Here is a 16276-nt window from a genome sequence, read left to right as displayed (position 1 = left end):
GCTTCTGATCGGGAGCGGCCAACCTCATTTCTTCTCGCGGTAATGCCTATGTCCATCAGCGCCCCCCTACTGTGTGATGTTCTGGTCGTCGGCTCCGGCGCTTCCGGCCTGGCAACGGCGGTGACCGCTGCGCACCTGAACCTCGACGTCATCGTGGTGGAAAAGGAGCCGCAGCTAGGCGGCACCAGCGCCTGGTCGGGCGGTTGGCTGTGGATTCCGCGCAACCCATTGGCCGTCGCCGACGGTATCGTTGAAGACCTGGAACAGTCGCGGACTTACCTGCGCCATGAACTGCGCAGCAAAGTGCTCGACCCGCGCGTGGAGATGTTCCTCGCACAAGGCCCGCAGATGGTCGATTTTTTTCAACGCCATACCGAGGTGCAGTTTTTCTCCGGCAGCAAAATGCCTGATTTTCACGCCAGCGAAGGCCACGCAAACGGTGGCCGCTCGGTCTGTGCGCAACCGTTCGACGGTCGCCGCCTTGGCCCCTGGATCAACCAACTCCGACGCCCGCTCGACGTGATCAGCCTGGCAGGAATGGGCATCGCCGGCGGTGCCGACCTCAATCATTTTCTCAACGCCCGCCAGTCGCCGTCCTCATTGCTCTACGCCGGCAAGCGCCTGGCGCGCCACGCCCGCGACCTGCTGCTTCATGGCCGAGGCCTGCACTTGGTGAACGGCAACGCCCTGGTTGCCCGGCTGCTCAAAAGCGCGCTGGATCGCAAGGTTCGCCTGCTGACTGACACGCCTGTGCGCGAACTGCTGCGTGACGGTGAGCGCGTGCTCGGGGCTCGCGTCGAATCTGCCGGGCGCCTGATCGAGATCCGCGCTCGACGTGGTGTGGTGCTCGCTTGCGGTGGATTCCCCCACGACCAGCAGCGCATCGCCGATATGTTCAAGCATGCTCCCAACGGCACCGAACATTTGAGCGCAGCGCCCAAGGGCAATACCGGCGATGGCCTGCGTCTGGGCGAAAGCGCCGGGGCCTGCGTGGCGACCGACCTCGTCCATGCGGCCGCATGGGCACCCGTGTCCCGGGTGCCGCGCGAAGACGGTGGTTTCAGCGGTTTTCCGCACCTGATGGAACGCGCCAAACCCGGCTTCATTGCTGTGCGCCAGGATGGTCGACGCTTCGTCAACGAAGCGGACTCCTACCACGACTACATGTGCGCACTGTTTAACGCCACGGGGCCCGGAGAAACGCCGATATCCTGGCTGATCTGCGATCACCGCGCCCAACGTCGCTATGGCCTGGGCTGGTCCAAACCCTTTCCGTTTCCAACAGCGAAGTACGTGCGCGCGGGCTACCTGTTCAAGGCGCCGACGTTGATCGAACTGGCACGCAAATGCGGCATCGATGCGCAACAGTTGGAAGTGACTGTCAGCGCCTTCAATCTGGGTGCGGAACAAGGTCACGACCCACTCTTGCAGCGCGGTGAATCGCGGTACAACAGAGCTCAGGGGGACGCTCTACACGGGCCGAACCCGTCCCTCGGCAGCCTGCACAAAGGCCCCTTCTATGCGGTGAAGCTGGTGCCCGGCAGCCTCGGCACCTTCGCCGGCCTGAACACCGACGCCTATGCCCGCGCACTCGACGAACACGGCACGCCGATTCCGGGGCTGTTCGCTGTGGGCAACGATATGAACAGCATCATGCACGGCCATTACCCCAGCGGCGGCATCACACTCGGTCCCGGCATGACCTTCGGTTATATCGCCGCACGCGTTCTTGCCGGCCAGTCAGTCGACGGAAAGCCAGCCGCTGAACCGGCCCCTTTCTAAAGGGAAACAGATCGCCGGGGTAGATGAACGCACGCGAAGTCATCGAGAAAAGTCATCGGGAGTCAGTCATGAGCGCCACGAGAAAAAAGACCATTGCTTCGCGCCTGGCCTCCAGCTACCCCGATGTCCAACACGCGTTGAACGCTGGCACCCCGAGCGAAAAAATGGAGGTGGCAACGCGTATCGTCTTGTGGGCGGCCAGCGAAGCCGGCCTGGACAGGGCCGATATCGTCGTCGCGCTGTCAAAAAGAGACCCCACGCTATTCGACGAGCTTTGCGCCGACATGGAGGAGCAACAATTCAAACTGTTTGAGCGTGGAGACGAGACGCACCTAGTGTTTTTCAACAAGGCGCGGGTCTACAACGCAAGCGCTTGGTTAGCGCGTGAAGTTCCACATGAAGCGATATATGAGTCACTTTTCGCCACGGAAAAAATCTTGGTGATTGCTGATTTCTTCTAGATCCAATAAACGGCGATGACCTGATCTTGAGATTGCCGAGCCGACTCCCAGGCCCAAAAAAAGCCACTCAATCAGCGGGCTTTCTGTGGTGATCTGGCATTCAGCGTTCCAGGCGACTGAAATAACGATACCAATCCGTACCGAAATATATTTTGACAGACCTTTTGTGCCAAGCAATACTGTACAGGCTGGTATCGAATAGACCGCCTCTTGCGTGTACTCACCGAAATCAAACGGGACGCCACTCTTCAGGCCGCCGCCAAGTCAACGTTGTATCGCCACTACCGCTCCAAGGAGGAACTCTTCCAGGCGATAAGTCATGAAAACCCTCAATCCGATGAATACTTTTTCTCACTTGATCATCTGTCAGCATTGCGACTCACTGTTCGAGTCGGTGTCGCTGAACAGATGGCAGAAAGCTGAGTGCACACGCTGTGGCGCAGTGCTCAAACGCGGGCAGCGGATGAGCGTGCAGACGCTGTTAGCGCTGTCCATTACCGCCGCCCTGCTCTTCGCCTTTGCCAACGCCTTCCCGGTCATCAGCATCAGCATGGAAGGCTTGAACAACGAAGCCACCTTGTGGGCATCCGTAGAAGCACTGGCTCACGGTCGGATTACGCCGATGGCTGCGGTGGCCGGACTGACCATAATCCTCGCGCCGATGTTGCAGATTGCACTGCTGTGCTGGTTATTGGCGTTTGCCAACGCTGGCCGCGCGGCTCCCGGTTTCAGGGCCTGTATGCGCACACTGGAGCACTTACGTCCGTGGAGCATGCTGGAGGTCTGTTTACTCGGGATATTGGTCGCGATCGTCAAGCTGGCCGGCATGCTGAATGTGCATCCGGGCTTGGGACTGTGGGCACTCGGCATGCTCACCGTGTTGCTCATTTTGATATCGGGCAAGGACATTCACCGTCTTTGGGACGACCTGGCGGACCAACTTATATGAGCCAGCCAGCCTACGCCCGCGAACTGAACCTGATGCCTTGCCACACCTGCGCACAGATTTGCCGGCGGGATGAACACCGCTGCCCCCGCTGCAATGGCCCTGTGCATGCGCGCAAACACAACAGCATTGCCCGCACCTGGGCATTGCTGCTGGCGGCGCTGATGCTCTACATCCCGGCCAATCTGCTGCCGGTCATGCGCACCAACATGTTAGGCAACGCCAGCGACAACACCATCATGAGCGGGGTCATCGAGTTCTGGAAAAGTGGGTCCTGGGATATCGCCGCCCTGATCTTCTTCGCCAGCATCGTGGTGCCGTGTATGAAGTTCCTGATTCTGGGCTTGCTGCTCGTGACCTGCCAGCGCAAGAGCCGCTGGGCCATGCGAGGAAGAAGCCGGCTGTATCGCATGGTCGAGTTGATCGGCTACTGGTCCATGCTTGACGTGCTGGTGGTGGCACTGGTCGCCGCGCTGGTGCAGTTTCGCTCGCTGAGTTCCATCGACCCGATGTTGGGTATCGTCTTTTTTGGTCTGGTGGTGGTGCTGACCATGCTGGCCGCCATGAGTTTCGATCCCCGGCTTATCTGGGATGCAGAGGTTGAAGATGTCTGATCATCACGTTTCCACCGATTCGCCCGCAGCCAAACCCTCAATCAAGACGCGACGCTTCAACGTTTCCCTCGTGTGGATTGTGCCCATCGTCGCGGCGTTGGTTGGCGCGTCGATGTTGATCAACAACGCACTGTCGGCGGGCCCGCAGATCAGTATCAGTTTCCAGACCGCAGAAGGTCTTGAGGCCAACAAGACTCAGGTCAAATACAAGAACGTGGTGATCGGCAAAGTCACGGCCATTGCCTTGAGCAGCGACCGCAGCCACGTGGTCGCGAAAGTCGATCTCGATGCTTCGGAGCGTGCCTTCACCGACGAAAACTCGATGTTCTGGGTTGTCCGTCCGCGCATCGGTGCCAATGGGATTTCCGGGGTCGATACCCTGTTGTCCGGCGCCTTTATCGGGGCCGATGCGGGCAGCTCGGGGAAAACCGGGAAAAACTTCGTCGGTCAGGAAACGCCGCCGCCGATCACTTACGGCGAACAAGGCAAGCGCTTCACCCTGCACACCACCGACCTCGGCTCCCTGGACATCGGCTCGCCGATCTACTATCGGCGTATCCAGGTCGGCCAGGTGGTGTCCTACCAGCTCTCGGAAGACGGTAAGGGTGTCGACGTAGAAATCTTCGTGCGCTCGCCCAATGACCGGTTCGTCAGCACCGATACGCGGTTCTGGAATGCCAGTGGCATTGACCTGACAGTGGGGGCAAACGGCCTGAAGGTTAACACCCAATCGCTCTCGACCATCCTTTCAGGCGGTATCGCGTTCGTTGAACCCAAGTACAGCCCCACCACCCAACCTGCGACCGAGCATGCTCGCTTCGAACTGTTCGGCGACCAGGAGGCGGCCTTGGCGCAGCCCGATGGCGAGCCTCGTTATATCCGCATGAACTTCAATCAATCACTACGCGGCTTGGAGGTGAACGCGCCCGTGGAGTTCATGGGGGTAAACATTGGTCATGTGGTGTCCGTAGATCTGGACTACGACACTAAAACCATGACCTTTCCCAGTATGGTCGGGGCGGTGATCTACCCAAACCGCTTGGGTCATGCCAACGAAACACTCCTCAAGGATCAGGGCTCGGAAGACGAAAACAGCATGGCGCGCCTAATGGCCACCTTCGTCGAGCACGGCCTGCGCGCTCAAGCTCGCAGCGCCAACCTGCTGACCGGCCAGTTGTACATTTCCCTGAGCTTCATCCCCAAGGCAACCCCGACTCCGTTCGACCTCGCGGCGCGACCATTGGTGATCCCCACGGTGCCAGGCAGCTTAGACAAAGTGCAGGGGCAGCTAGAGGGCCTGGTCGACAAGATCAGTAAACTGCCGCTGGAAGACATTGCCAAAAACCTCAACGGCAGCCTCAGCGAAATGCAGAAGACCTTGAAGCAGGTCAACGGCGAGGTACTACCGCAGATGCACGGCGCCTTGGCACAGACACAGAAGACCCTGGACACCGTCAATTCAAGCTTTGCCGAGGACTCGCCCGCACGCCTGCAAATCAGCAATGCCATGGACGAAGTTCAGCGTACAGCCCGCTCAGTGCGAGTGTTGAGCGACTTCCTCAGCCGCAACCCAGAAGCACTGATACGTGGCCGAACAGCGCAGGGCAAACCCGACAGCTACAAGGCCTCGATTCATTCTTCACGTGACGTCGAACCGGAAATACAACCATGAAGACCCCGCTCTTGATCCTGATCACCAGTGTTTGCCTAACGGCTTGTAGCGCCCCGGTCATGCACTCCTACACCTTGCAAGGCAGTACCACGCCGTCAGAGACCCCGGTGGCGGCTCCGGCCTTCCAGCTCGAGATTCGCCCCATACGCGTACCGGTGCAGGTCGACCAACCGCAACTGGTCGTGCGCCTGAACCAAACCAGTCTGGCCATCATGGAAAACGACCGCTGGGGCGCGCCGCTGGCAGAAGAGTTCCATGACGCGCTCACCGATCGACTTGAATCGCGACTGGGCACCCACGACCTCGCCGGGATGAGCAAAGACGCTAAGCGCCCAGTGCTGTCGATTCAGGCCGAGGTACGCCGCTTTGACTCTTTGCCGGGGCAATATGCGCTAGAGGAGGTGGTGTGGAGCCTTGAGCTGCGCGGTAATGGCCAGGTACGTCGCACACTGACCTGCGCCACCCAGATTCGCCAACCTGCAGGGGTTGAATTGAAAAGCCTGGTGTTGGCCCATCAACACTTGATTGATCTGTTGGCGAAAACTATCGCCGATACCGCAAATGGCTGGACGAAAGACGCAGCCCTTAAATGCCCATCAGAGACATCAACCTGATGTACACCCTGAATAACTTTACCGAGTGCGATCAGTATGGGGATCAGCCGCAGCTAAAACTTACGCCGATGCGGGGCTTTTTGTTTGGACAGGCTCAATCATGGGTGCGTGCCGCACTCATGTGACGCTTCACGATGAATGGACGAACAAAACCGCCACCGCCAGGCGCTGCCGTATTGTTCAATGTTTGAATAGTCGAACGTAATGAGCCGACCGTCCCAACGTAGGCCGCCAGGAACGTGCAAGTCTTCCCGACAAGGGTGAAGCGCAACTCAGTCGAGCGCTTGCAGAAAGTTATGCACGCCGTGGGCGCCGAGGTGTGGCCATTGCGCTGCGCAAGCAGCAGCGCATGGATCACCCGCGCAAGCCATAACACCTCAGCCGTTCACGGATAGGCTCGTTGCGGGTGCATGATTGCTGCATACCGGCGCCGGTCAAAAATCGACAGTTGCCGACAGTTGCAAGGTGCGCGGAGACCCCGGGGAAAATGCACCATAGGAGGCCACGCCCGACCAATACTCACGGTCGAAGACGTTCTGCACCGTGGCGCGGAAGGTCGTCGGCCGCCCTTCAATTTTGGTGGCATAGCGCGCGCCTGCATCGATACGGGTCCAGGCGTCCAGCTCTTGGGTGTTGGCCTGGTTGACGTACTGGCTGTCGGTATAGATTGCACCGCCGGTGAGGGTAAAACCTTCCAACCACGGGGTGTCGTATTCTGCCCACAGGTTGGCCTGGATATCGGGCACGCCCACCGGTTTATTGCCGCGGTTGGCGGCAGTGGCCGAGTCCGTCAGCTCGCCATCCAGGAAGGTCACACCGCCCATCAAGCGCGTGCCCGGCGCCACCTCACCGAACACGCTCAGTTCGACGCCACGGTTACGCTGTTCTGCCTGCACCGAAAACAGATTGTTCGCGCCCACCTCGCCACTGGGCTTTTCTATCTGGAACAGCGCCAGGGTGGTCATGAACGTTCCGTGTTCGTACTTCACACCGATCTCATGCTGTTTGGACTCGTAGGGCGCGAAGGTTTCCCCAGAGTTGGCAGCCGTGTCCGGGGCGATATCGCCTTTGCTCAAACCTTCCACATAGTTGTAGTAAAAAGACACGTCGTCCCACGGTTTGACCACCACGCCCACCAGAGGGGTGGTTGCGTTGTCTTTATAGCGGGAGCTGACCGCACCGGCCGCATTGTAGTTACGCGACTCGATGTCCTGGCGGCGCACGCCCAAGGTCAGTTGCAAACGATCATCCAGAAAACCCAGGGTGTCGGTCAGCGCCACGCCGGACAGCTCCGACTCGGAGATGCGCAGCACCTTCGGGGCATTGATGTATTGCTGGGGCGTGTCCACCGGGTGGTAGATGTTGGAGAGAACCTCCGTGCCGTTATTGATACCCCGAGACAATTCATCCTGGTAACGGGTGGCCATCAGCGTGGTGATATGAGTCACCGGGCCGGTGGCGAACTGCCCCCGAACCCCCACATCGGCGGTAGAACGATCAACATTGAACTTGTAATAGCCTGGGGTATTGCTGGTGTCGCCAGCGTCATTGAGGATGCGCGGCACCTGGTCGGACATGCGCTTTACGTCCGACCTGCCACCCCCCGCATGGGCGAACACGGTGAGGTTGTCGTTCAGGTCATATTCACCGCCGAGCAATGCGGACTGCTCCTTGGTGTCCGACCAGCCCCATTTTTGCGGCAGACTGGTGCGGCCATTGGGGGCGGATGGCACCTCTACGCCCGGCGCGATGGTGAACGGGCGTGAGGCGCCTTCGAAGCTTTCTTTCTGGCTGATGTAGTCCAGGTTCAGCCGCAACCGCTCGCCGCGATAATCCAGGGCAATCGCACCGATCCCCACGTCGCGATGCTGGTCGTTCACGGCAGTATCACCGCCCTGCAGGCTGCCGTTGAAGCGCACGCCGAACTGGTTCTCCTCGCCAAAACGCCGACTGATATCCAGGTGCCCGCCCGCTTGGGAGTCCGACGCGTAGCTGCCGGTGAAACGGGTCAAGTCTTCCTCCAGTGGCCGCTTGGGGACGATGTTGATGACACCGCCGACGCCACTGTTGGGCGAGATGCCATACATCAGCGCGCCCGGCCCCTTGAGCACTTCGACGCGCTCGGCGTACTCGGTAAAGACCCGGTAATTGGGCGCTACGCCATACACACCGTCGTAGGCCAGTTCACCCAGGTTGCCTTCGCCAATCGCAAAGCCGCGAATGAAAAATGAATCGACGATACCGCCCGTCTGACCGGTCGAGCGCACCGACGGGTCGCGCTCCAGGGCATCGGCAACGGTGACGGTTTGCAAGTCGGCGAGGGTTTTGGCGGTGTAGCTGGTGACGTTGAACGGCGTGTCCATCACGTCTTTGTTGCCCATCATGCCCAGCCGCGCTCCGCGAGCCACTTGCCCACCGGAGAGTACCTCCGGCAGCGCCGTCGGGCCGTTGTAGCGGCCGTCAACCGTGGTGGCGTCCAGGATCAGGCTGGGTGTACTGGTGTCCGTGGCGCCAGGCGTTTGCGTCTCAGCCCAGGCATTGGCGCCTGCTGCGACCATCACAAAATTCAACAGGGCGGTCCGGATGGCGAGTGCTAACACGCGCTCACCGCAAGGTCGGCTGGCAACAGGCATGACGAGAGGATCCTTTCAACGAGAGAAAATGGGAATCACTCCTAATGCCAGTCGACGTGCGAAAAAGTATCACCGCCAACATGTTTTTTTTGCACAGCTCATTCGTACAGGCGCTCCAACGGTATCGCGATGACCGGTAGCGCCGGGTCAAACACATGCCGCGTGGTCTTGTACGCAAAGATCTCGCCACGTGCGATGGTGGCGAAAATTCGCGCCACCTCGAACGCTTGCCCCGTCTGCCAGTGCCTTACGCACACCCGTGGGTCCGCATAGTCGAGTTGGATGCACGGCACCCGATGCAAACCCAATTGCAACGCCGCGTTCAGGCGATGGTTACCGTCCATCACAATGCCTTGCGAGCGCTCGACGATGATTGGCGCCAGCCAATGCCCTGTGCGGATGATCGAGTCGCATAGCCACTGCACATTGGCCGGGTCCACCTGCTCCGATTGCAGTACTTCGCACACAGGTCGCAGAGCAATCTGATAGGCCTGTTCCAGGGTTCCCCCCTGCCCTGGCGGCATTTTCAGCAGGCCCCGGTCTTGGCGACCGCTGCGTAGCGGTGGGCCATATCCAGCAGGCGTTGCGCCTGTTCGATCAGCGGCAGATCGACCATTTCGCCGTCAACTTGCACCGCGTGGCTACCGCCGGCCACAGCACTCATCACCCGATCCGCCCAGGCCAATTGGTGCGCATCGGGCAGGAAGGCGCGCTGCACCGTCGCCAACTGCGCGGGATGGATGCACAGCTTGGCCCCGAACCCGAGGGAGCGCGCGTATAGCGCGTCCCGGGCGACCACCGCCAGGTCGTTGATCGCAGGGGTCACCCCGTCGATCGGCGCCGGTAAATCCGCCGTGCGGGAGGCCAGCACGATGCGGTTGCGTGCATACACAAACGCCTCAGGCACCTGGCCGCAATTGATATCCAGGGAAAAATCCAATGAGCCAAATGCCAGGCGTGCCAGGCCGGGAATCGCGGCAATCGCCTCCACTTGCTGCAAACCTTTGGCCGTCTCGATGATCGCGACGATGTGCAATTGGGGATGCCACGCCAGCAACTGCTCGACCACCCGTGCCAACGCTTGCGGAGCCTCGGCCTTGGGCAGGAATACCCCGGTGCAACGCTCGGGGTAACGCATGTCGCGCAGCCACGTCAGGTCCTGGCGGAACGATGCGCTGCCGACACTGTTGAGCCGGATAAACCGCTGGCACGCAACGCTCTGCGTACTCTCCTGCCACGCCCAGACGGCGCCTCGGGCAGCGGCTTTGCTCTCGGGATGAACCGCATCCTCAAGGTCCAGAATGATCGCATCCGCCGCGGCCTCAACCGCTTTGGCAAAGCGCTCCGGACGGTTCCCCGGAACGAACAGGTAGCTGATGGGAAGCATCGCAGTGGTGCTCGGACGATCAGTGTTCATTGCATCTCTCCTTGGCGTGCATCAGTCGTGGTTTTTGCAAAATTTTCGGGGGCCTCGGGCGAGTAAATTGCGCCTCTGGCGCCGCCCTCGCCGATCAACGTTTAACCCCTTATTGATCAATGAATTAACGCCGCTTTTAAACTAGGGATGAACGCCCGTAAGCGCAGGCAAATACACGGTCGCGCACTGACCTTCAGCGGGTATTAATTTGGAATATTTGAAAACCTTACTTGATAATCGTTCTCGATAGCAATATTGTTCACGCCGTCGAGAGAAACTTTTCTCGTATACATGCAACTCTTAACGTTCACCGCAAGTGTGGCCTAGCGATATCATTTGCCCATCACTCATCGGTGAATCAGATCAAGAAAACCAGCAGTTAGTGGCCGGTCGCTACATCCGTATAAACCTTAGGGAATTGGGTTCTTATGCAATGGTTTTGTGAACCGATTATCGCCATCAAAGCCACAGTTTCGCCTACTGGGTTCGTGTGGCATCCACCGCCAAACGCATAAACGCTGAAAATACGACGAGTGACAAGACCACATTCATCGATCTCTTTTAATGATCGACATATGAATGGCGATGCTATAAGCGCCAGGGGATAGTTATGTCTATTGCAACGACACGCCTCAATGAAGTGCGGACCGAAGTCCATATTTCGCACATGCTTAATCCATTATTGGACGCCAGCATCGCACAACTGCTACATAGCCAACCCGACAAACTTCTTGAACTTGTCGCACAGCATGGTTCGCCGCTTAATCTTGTATGGCCACATGCCTTTGCGCTGAACACGTGCGCATTGCAATCAGTGCTGGAACAGCATGAGGTTCAGTATTCGATCTTCTATGGCGCCAAAGCCAACAAGTCACACTGTTTGCTGGAAGCGGCTAAAGCGTCCGGGATCGGCGTCGACGTTTCCAGCATTTACGAAATGCGAGCGGCACTGCGCGCCGGTGTGCCCGCCGATCAGTTGTGCGCCACTGGCCCTGCCAAAACCCAGGATTTTCATCGAGCGCTGGTGCATGCCGGCGCACTGATCTGCGTCGATTCACTGGAGGAATTCGACCATTTGAAAACACTGCTCGAAACGCGCGCCGAGGCCACCAAAGCCAGGGTTTTACTGCGTTACAGACCCAAAAGCTGTGCGACCAGCCGCTTCGGAATGGGCCCTTCTGACCTGTTGGTGTGCTTGCACTTACTGACTCGATTTCGGGCCTTTATTGACTTCGAGGGCTTCCATTTCCACCTCGGTGGCTACGGGTTCGACTCTCGCGCACAGGCCTTTCGTGAGGTGGCCGACTTCATCGATGCCGCTCGGGAGATGGGATTGAACCCGAGCATGATCGATATTGGCGGAGGCTTGCCCATCCGCTATATCGAGCCGCAAGCCTACGAGCGCTTTCTACAAAACGACAATACGCCAAGTCACTATTACAACCAGTCAGTACCAAAGTCTTATTACCCTTACGGCAGTAACTTGACGGCAAGCCAATGGTTGACGTTATTCCTGGAAAGCTCATTCTCGCCGCGACAGAGCATTGCCCAGTACTTAAAGGCCAACCGCATCATACTGGCATTGGAGCCGGGTCGAAGCCTGGTGGACCAAGCCGCAATCTCGGTGTTTCGTATTACACGCAGCAAAAAACTGGCCAACAATAAAACCGTCTTATTTGTCGAAGGCAGCAGCTTCAGCGCCTGTGAAACATGGTTCGCGTCCGAATACCTGGTCGACCCGATTTTAATCAGCACGGCGCCCACTTCAGCCACACCGATGCAGGCCTATATTGCCGGGCATAGTTGCCTGGATGATGACGTCATCACCCAACGGCTGATCAACTTCACTGTTTCCCCCAAGGCCGGTGATTTATTGATTTATGCCAATACCGCCGGTTATCAAATGGACTTGCTGGAGAACGAGTTTCATCGTCACCCCCTGCCCCGGCGAATGGTGGCGACCTGTTGCACGCAAGGTAACTACGCGTTTTCACCTGACTACTAAAGGCAGCACTTCATATGATACTGACTAAGGTTTCCGAGCTGATTGGCAATACGCCCATGTTGGGTATTTATATCCCGGGCACTGACGCCCGACTGTTATTAAAGATAGAGAAGAATAACCCCGGCGGCAGTATCAAAGATCGTATGGCGCGCAATATGGTGCTCGCCGCGCTCAAGTCCGGACGTTTGAAACCGGGCGGCGTGGTGGTTGAGTCATCTTCGGGCAATACCGGTATCGGCCTGGCCATGGCCGCCGTCGAATTTGGCCTGCAATTTATCGCCGTGGTCGACCATCACGCGGCACAGGACAAGATCGCAGTGATGAAGGCGCTGGGCGCCGATATTCGGTTTGTCGCGGGGACCTATCGCGAAGACGAAGTCGCGGTGGTGGAGCGCCAGCGCTTGGCGGCCGAACTCGCCGAGCAGATTCCGGGCGCCGTCTTCATGAACCAGTCCGACAATGCTGCCAACGCCGGCGGCTACAGCGACTTTGTGCGGGAAACCATCGTGCAGGCCGAAGGTGTTATCGGAGCGTATGTCGGTTGCGTCGGTACCGGCGGGTCGATGACCGGGATTGCCCGGGGCCTCAAACAGCACAACCCCAACATCGTGACCGTGGCCGTGGAGCCCGCCGGTTCCATCGTCTTTGGGCACCCCGGCTATCCGTACTATCAGTCGGGCACCGGGACGCCCGCCGGGGATACGGTGGGGCTGGTGCTCGACTACAGCTGCATCGATCTGGGCGTGCAGGTTACCGACTCACAAGCCTTCGAGACCTCCCGCTATATCGCCCGCCACCTCGCCCTGCTGGTGGGCGGCTCAACCGGTGGCGCGATTTTCAAGGCCCTGGAGCTGATTCACAAAGGCGTACTGAGCGGCAATGTGGTGGTGCCGATTGCCGACGGCGGCGAAAAATACCTGCACACGGTGTTCGACGATAAGTGGCTTGACGAACGTGACTTGCTGGACCCCGGCGTCGCCTCGCAACTGGATGCCTGGCTGGGCAAGAACCACTGGCAGGAGTCCAGCTCCGCCCCGCTGCAACTCAGCGTCGCATGACCCTCTTTCGACTAAGGAACGCCTCTTAATGAAACCGCTGAAAGTCGCCATTTGTGGCGGTGGCCGGACCGGTCATCTCAACGCCATCCTGTTCAAACAGCTGCCCGACGTCCTGGTTTCGCTGCTGACCAGCAACCTGGAAGTCGTTGACCATCACGCCCGGCAGGTACCGCTCCAGGCACTGCTGCCGGACGGTCGCACACTAAACGCCCGACTGGATCGGGTGACCACCGAGGCCAGGCCCGCCGTCGAAGACGCCGATATCGTCATCATCACGGTTCCCGCCCATGCCCGCGCTAAAACGTTGCAGGCCATCGCGCCGCATCTGAGCACCAGTAAACCGGTGTATATCGGTGCGATCCCGGGCTTCTGCGGGTTCGACTGGCTGGCCGAGGCCACACTGGCCAACCATCCGAACCTGGTGATCTGGGGTATGAAGGACGTGCCTCATACGGCCTTCGAGCTCAAACCTGGCCGGTCGATAAAAATGGGCGGCGGCAAAAGCCAGTTGTATGTCGCAACCCATGCCCGCGAATCCCAGGCGTCGCGCCAGCAACTGCACGATATCCTCACGCGGCTTTACGGCCCTTGCGTCACGCTGCTCGATCACTACCTGGAGATCACCCTGACACCCGGTAACCCGATCATGCACAGCTCGGTGATCTACGGGTTGATCGGCCCCTACGGCCAGTGGCACCGCAAGATTTTCCCGCAGCGCCTGTGCTGGTGGACAGAGTGCCCCGAACTGGGCGCTTACTTCCTGGAGCGCATGGATCAGGAGAGCCAGGCACTGTGCGCGGTCATCAGTGAGCGCATGGGCGTCGACCTGTCGTCCGTCAAATCCTTGAAACAGGAAATCGTCGAGGCTTACGGCGATCAGATTCGCGACCAGAGCAGCATGCTGGCCATTCTGCGCACCAACCAGGCCTACAACGACATCCTCGCACCCATGGTACCTGCCGGTGATAACCGCGCCGGGTATGTGATCGAGCGTGAGAGCCGCGCGTTCAACGAAGACGTCGCCTACGGCCTGGTGCTGCTGGTGGAAATGGCCAGGCGTTTCGAACTGAAAGTGCCCTATATCGAAGAAGTCTTGCACTGGAGCGTTGCCTATATGCAAGGCCTGCGCGACTCGGCGCTGGATTACTTCCCGAGCCAATGGCCACGCACGGCATAACCCTTTTACTGAATGACTCAACGAGCAGATAGCTGATATGGATGACCTCAAAACCTTGATCGCCTACTCCCGCAAGAACGCCCTGCGCCGGCTGATTCGTTGCTTGTTTGCGGAAAATATTCTGGATCGTGCAGCGCTGGCGTTTACCCACGGGGGCCACCAGGCCACCTACCCGCTCAAGCAGAGCGGTGCGCAGCTGTTTTTCTCCGAGATTGCGCTGGGGCCGGCCGACACACTGGTCAATGACGGTGACGTGGTACTGCTGACGGCCGAGGGCGTGCGCCAGGTGATCACCAGCCACCAGGACCTGCTGGATGTACTGCGTGACAGCTTCGACTTCGAGCCCAGCGACGAAGGCGTGGCCGGGCTCAAGTCGGATATGGAAAACAGCCTGCTGAACGACGCCCACGCACGCCAGTATCGCCAACACTGGAACGCACGCCTGGCCCAGGCCGCTCAAAACCAGGGGCTCACCAGCCTGACCGATTACCTGCGCCACCACTCGAGTACCAAGGACGCCGCCATCCTGCTGGATCAGTGGGGCTCGCTGGAAGGCCACCCCTACTACCCGACCTGGAAAGCCCGCCCCGGGTTGAGCGACGCAGAGGTCGAGCAGCTGTCTCCGGAGTTCAACGCCCAGGTTCCCCTGCGGATTGCCGCCTTGCGAGCCGACATGGCCAAAAGTGAAAGCATGCCTCACGTGACCAGCTACCACAGCTGGTTCGCCAGCAACTTCCCGGCGCACTGGGAACAATGGAAGGCGGCGCTCAACGGTAAAGGTCTGGATGAAACGCAATGGCTGCCACTGCCGATTCATGCCTGGCATTTGCAGGCGTATGTGCTCAAGACGTTTGCTGCGGAAATCGAAGAAGGCCTCCTGATCACTGAGGGGCCGGATATCCAGACGCTGCCGACCATGTCATACCGCACGATGATGCCGGTGTTGGACCACGCTGCGCCGCTGATCAAGTTGCCCATCGCGTTGTGGATGACCAGCGAGTTGCGCAGCCTGCAAGCCAAGTCGATCCATATGGGACCGCGCATCAGCACGCTGATCACGCAAATTTTGGAAGCCGAAAAGGGTTTCGACCAGCAGCTGGAAATCTTCCCGGAAGAAATCGGCGTGCGCTACAGACACGCAATCACCCAGGACGACGTACCGGGCAAACACCTGTCCGTGGTGTTTCGTGCCAGCCGGCAAGCGTTCGAACGCAGCGATGATCGCTTGCCAATTACAGTGGCTTCGTTGTTCACCCGTTTGCCGGGCAGCGGTCGGCCACTGTTTACCGACCTGATCGAACGTGACGGGGTGCGTGCCAGCGCCTCCAACGTAGAGAACTGGTTTCGCCAATACGCCAAAGTCGTCACCCATCCCGTGGTGGCGATCTATCTGCTGTACGGTATCGGCCTTGAAGCGCACCAACAGAACACCATGGTGTTGTTCTCGCCCGACGGCCTGCCACGTAGCCTGCTGATCCGCGATTTTGGCGATGGCCGGACCTACGCTCCGCTGCTGGAAGAGCGCGGCTATACCTTACAGCCGCATGTGCAGCCTGGCATTCTGCCGACGGTGTTTGTCGGCGATATCGAACCGGTGCGCATGTTTGTGCTCGATGCCGCGTTTCTCACGCACCTGCATGAAATGGCCCTGTGGCTGACCAAGGAGTACGAAATGGACAACACACGCCTGTGGACGGTATTGCGCGAGGAAACCGAGAACGCCTTTGCTGCGGTGCGCGAGCGGGTATCGCCGCAGCTGTGGGAAGTGGAGCGCCAGGCCTTTGTCGAGGACCCGTGGCCGACCCGTTCGTTGTTACGCATGCACCTGATGCAGTATGCCAACTACCGTTTGCAGCACACCCTGACCAACCCGCTAGCTGCCGTTTAATCGCCGAGG

The 16276-nt window shown here is 59.2% G+C and carries 13 protein-coding genes; 10 read left to right on the top strand and 3 right to left on the bottom strand.

All coding sequences use genetic code 11. The features are described from left to right. Positions 1-48 precede the first annotated feature (48 nt). From ACP7CJ_RS04655 to ACP7CJ_RS04630, 6 genes are all read left to right on the top strand, one after another. A complete protein-coding gene (locus ACP7CJ_RS04655) occupies positions 49-1782 on the top strand; it encodes an FAD-dependent oxidoreductase (protein ID WP_426099364.1) in 1734 nt (577 codons plus the stop codon). A gap of 68 nt (positions 1783-1850) precedes the next feature. Beyond that, positions 1851-2243, top strand: coding sequence for a hypothetical protein (locus tag ACP7CJ_RS04650; protein ID WP_426099365.1), 393 nt, complete (start codon positions 1851-1853; stop codon positions 2241-2243). A 319-nt stretch (positions 2244-2562) separates the two neighbouring features. After that, positions 2563-3192 carry a paraquat-inducible protein A gene (locus ACP7CJ_RS04645; protein WP_276197304.1) on the top strand — a complete coding sequence of 210 codons (630 nt, stop codon included), beginning with the start codon at positions 2563-2565 and terminating at the stop codon, positions 3190-3192. Next, the gene (locus tag ACP7CJ_RS04640; protein ID WP_276197303.1) at positions 3189-3803 is read left to right on the top strand and encodes a paraquat-inducible protein A; all 615 of its coding nucleotides are present in this window, start codon (positions 3189-3191) and stop codon (positions 3801-3803) included. The genes ACP7CJ_RS04645 and ACP7CJ_RS04640 overlap by 4 nt, the downstream gene beginning before the upstream one ends. After that, complete coding sequence (locus tag ACP7CJ_RS04635; RefSeq protein ID WP_276197302.1) at positions 3796-5475, top strand: intermembrane transport protein PqiB; 1680 nt, start codon at positions 3796-3798, stop codon at positions 5473-5475. The genes ACP7CJ_RS04640 and ACP7CJ_RS04635 overlap by 8 nt, the downstream gene beginning before the upstream one ends. Next, entirely contained in the window at positions 5472-6089 is a 618-nt protein-coding gene (locus ACP7CJ_RS04630; protein ID WP_426099366.1) for a PqiC family protein, read from the top strand. The genes ACP7CJ_RS04635 and ACP7CJ_RS04630 overlap by 4 nt, the downstream gene beginning before the upstream one ends. Positions 6090-6523: 434 nt before the next feature. Here the strand turns inward: ACP7CJ_RS04630 and ACP7CJ_RS04625 are convergent, their stop codons facing one another. From ACP7CJ_RS04625 to ACP7CJ_RS04615, 3 genes are all read right to left on the bottom strand, one after another. After that, on the bottom strand, positions 6524-8722 hold the full coding sequence (locus tag ACP7CJ_RS04625) for a TonB-dependent receptor (RefSeq protein WP_426099368.1): 2199 nt from the start codon (positions 8720-8722) through the stop codon (positions 6524-6526). Positions 8723-8820: 98 nt separating this feature from the next. Then, complete coding sequence (locus ACP7CJ_RS04620) at positions 8821-9246, bottom strand: ParB N-terminal domain-containing protein (protein WP_276197299.1); 426 nt, start codon at positions 9244-9246, stop codon at positions 8821-8823. 2 nt (positions 9247-9248) lie between these two features. Continuing rightward, the gene (locus ACP7CJ_RS04615; RefSeq protein ID WP_276197298.1) at positions 9249-10139 is read right to left on the bottom strand and encodes an HpcH/HpaI aldolase/citrate lyase family protein; all 891 of its coding nucleotides are present in this window, start codon (positions 10137-10139) and stop codon (positions 9249-9251) included. 610 nt (positions 10140-10749) lie between these two features. On the opposite strand from ACP7CJ_RS04615, the gene ACP7CJ_RS04610 reads away from it, so the two are divergent. Genes ACP7CJ_RS04610 through ACP7CJ_RS04595 form a run of 4 tightly spaced genes read left to right on the top strand, consistent with a single transcriptional unit; the run spans position 10750 to position 16267 of the window. Continuing rightward, positions 10750-12144 carry a Y4yA family PLP-dependent enzyme gene (locus ACP7CJ_RS04610; protein ID WP_276197297.1) on the top strand — a complete coding sequence of 465 codons (1395 nt, stop codon included), beginning with the start codon at positions 10750-10752 and terminating at the stop codon, positions 12142-12144. 14 nt (positions 12145-12158) lie between these two features. After that, positions 12159-13202, top strand: coding sequence for a PLP-dependent cysteine synthase family protein (locus ACP7CJ_RS04605; protein ID WP_276197296.1), 1044 nt, complete (start codon positions 12159-12161; stop codon positions 13200-13202). Between the two features lie 28 nt (positions 13203-13230). After that, the gene (locus ACP7CJ_RS04600; RefSeq protein ID WP_276197295.1) at positions 13231-14379 is read left to right on the top strand and encodes an NAD/NADP-dependent octopine/nopaline dehydrogenase family protein; all 1149 of its coding nucleotides are present in this window, start codon (positions 13231-13233) and stop codon (positions 14377-14379) included. 37 nt (positions 14380-14416) lie between these two features. Further along, entirely contained in the window at positions 14417-16267 is a 1851-nt protein-coding gene (locus ACP7CJ_RS04595) for an IucA/IucC family protein (RefSeq protein WP_426099370.1), read from the top strand. Positions 16268-16276: the final 9 nt, after the last annotated feature.

Source organism: Pseudomonas sp. PSPC3-2 (assembly GCF_049897085.1).
Taxonomy (GTDB): domain Bacteria; phylum Pseudomonadota; class Gammaproteobacteria; order Pseudomonadales; family Pseudomonadaceae; genus Aquipseudomonas; species Aquipseudomonas paraveronii.
This window is presented reverse-complemented; position numbering and strand designations above follow the sequence as displayed.

Excerpts from the sequence above, each read along its gene's own strand:
- ACP7CJ_RS04655 (WP_426099364.1), top strand. The coding sequence starts at position 49 with ATGTCCATCAGCGCCCCCCTACTGTGTGATGTTCTGGTCGTCGGCTCC.
- ACP7CJ_RS04650 (WP_426099365.1), top strand. The coding sequence starts at position 1,851 with ATGAGCGCCACGAGAAAAAAGACCATTGCTTCGCGCCTGGCCTCCAGC.
- ACP7CJ_RS04645 (WP_276197304.1), top strand. The coding sequence starts at position 2,563 with ATGAAAACCCTCAATCCGATGAATACTTTTTCTCACTTGATCATCTGT.
- ACP7CJ_RS04640 (WP_276197303.1), top strand. The coding sequence starts at position 3,189 with ATGAGCCAGCCAGCCTACGCCCGCGAACTGAACCTGATGCCTTGCCAC.
- ACP7CJ_RS04635 (WP_276197302.1), top strand. The coding sequence starts at position 3,796 with ATGTCTGATCATCACGTTTCCACCGATTCGCCCGCAGCCAAACCCTCA.
- ACP7CJ_RS04630 (WP_426099366.1), top strand. The coding sequence starts at position 5,472 with ATGAAGACCCCGCTCTTGATCCTGATCACCAGTGTTTGCCTAACGGCT.
- ACP7CJ_RS04625 (WP_426099368.1), bottom strand. The coding sequence starts at position 8,722 with ATGCCTGTTGCCAGCCGACCTTGCGGTGAGCGCGTGTTAGCACTCGCC.
- ACP7CJ_RS04620 (WP_276197299.1), bottom strand. The coding sequence starts at position 9,246 with ATGCCGCCAGGGCAGGGGGGAACCCTGGAACAGGCCTATCAGATTGCT.
- ACP7CJ_RS04615 (WP_276197298.1), bottom strand. The coding sequence starts at position 10,139 with ATGAACACTGATCGTCCGAGCACCACTGCGATGCTTCCCATCAGCTAC.
- ACP7CJ_RS04610 (WP_276197297.1), top strand. The coding sequence starts at position 10,750 with ATGTCTATTGCAACGACACGCCTCAATGAAGTGCGGACCGAAGTCCAT.
- ACP7CJ_RS04605 (WP_276197296.1), top strand. The coding sequence starts at position 12,159 with ATGATACTGACTAAGGTTTCCGAGCTGATTGGCAATACGCCCATGTTG.
- ACP7CJ_RS04600 (WP_276197295.1), top strand. The coding sequence starts at position 13,231 with ATGAAACCGCTGAAAGTCGCCATTTGTGGCGGTGGCCGGACCGGTCAT.
- ACP7CJ_RS04595 (WP_426099370.1), top strand. The coding sequence starts at position 14,417 with ATGGATGACCTCAAAACCTTGATCGCCTACTCCCGCAAGAACGCCCTG.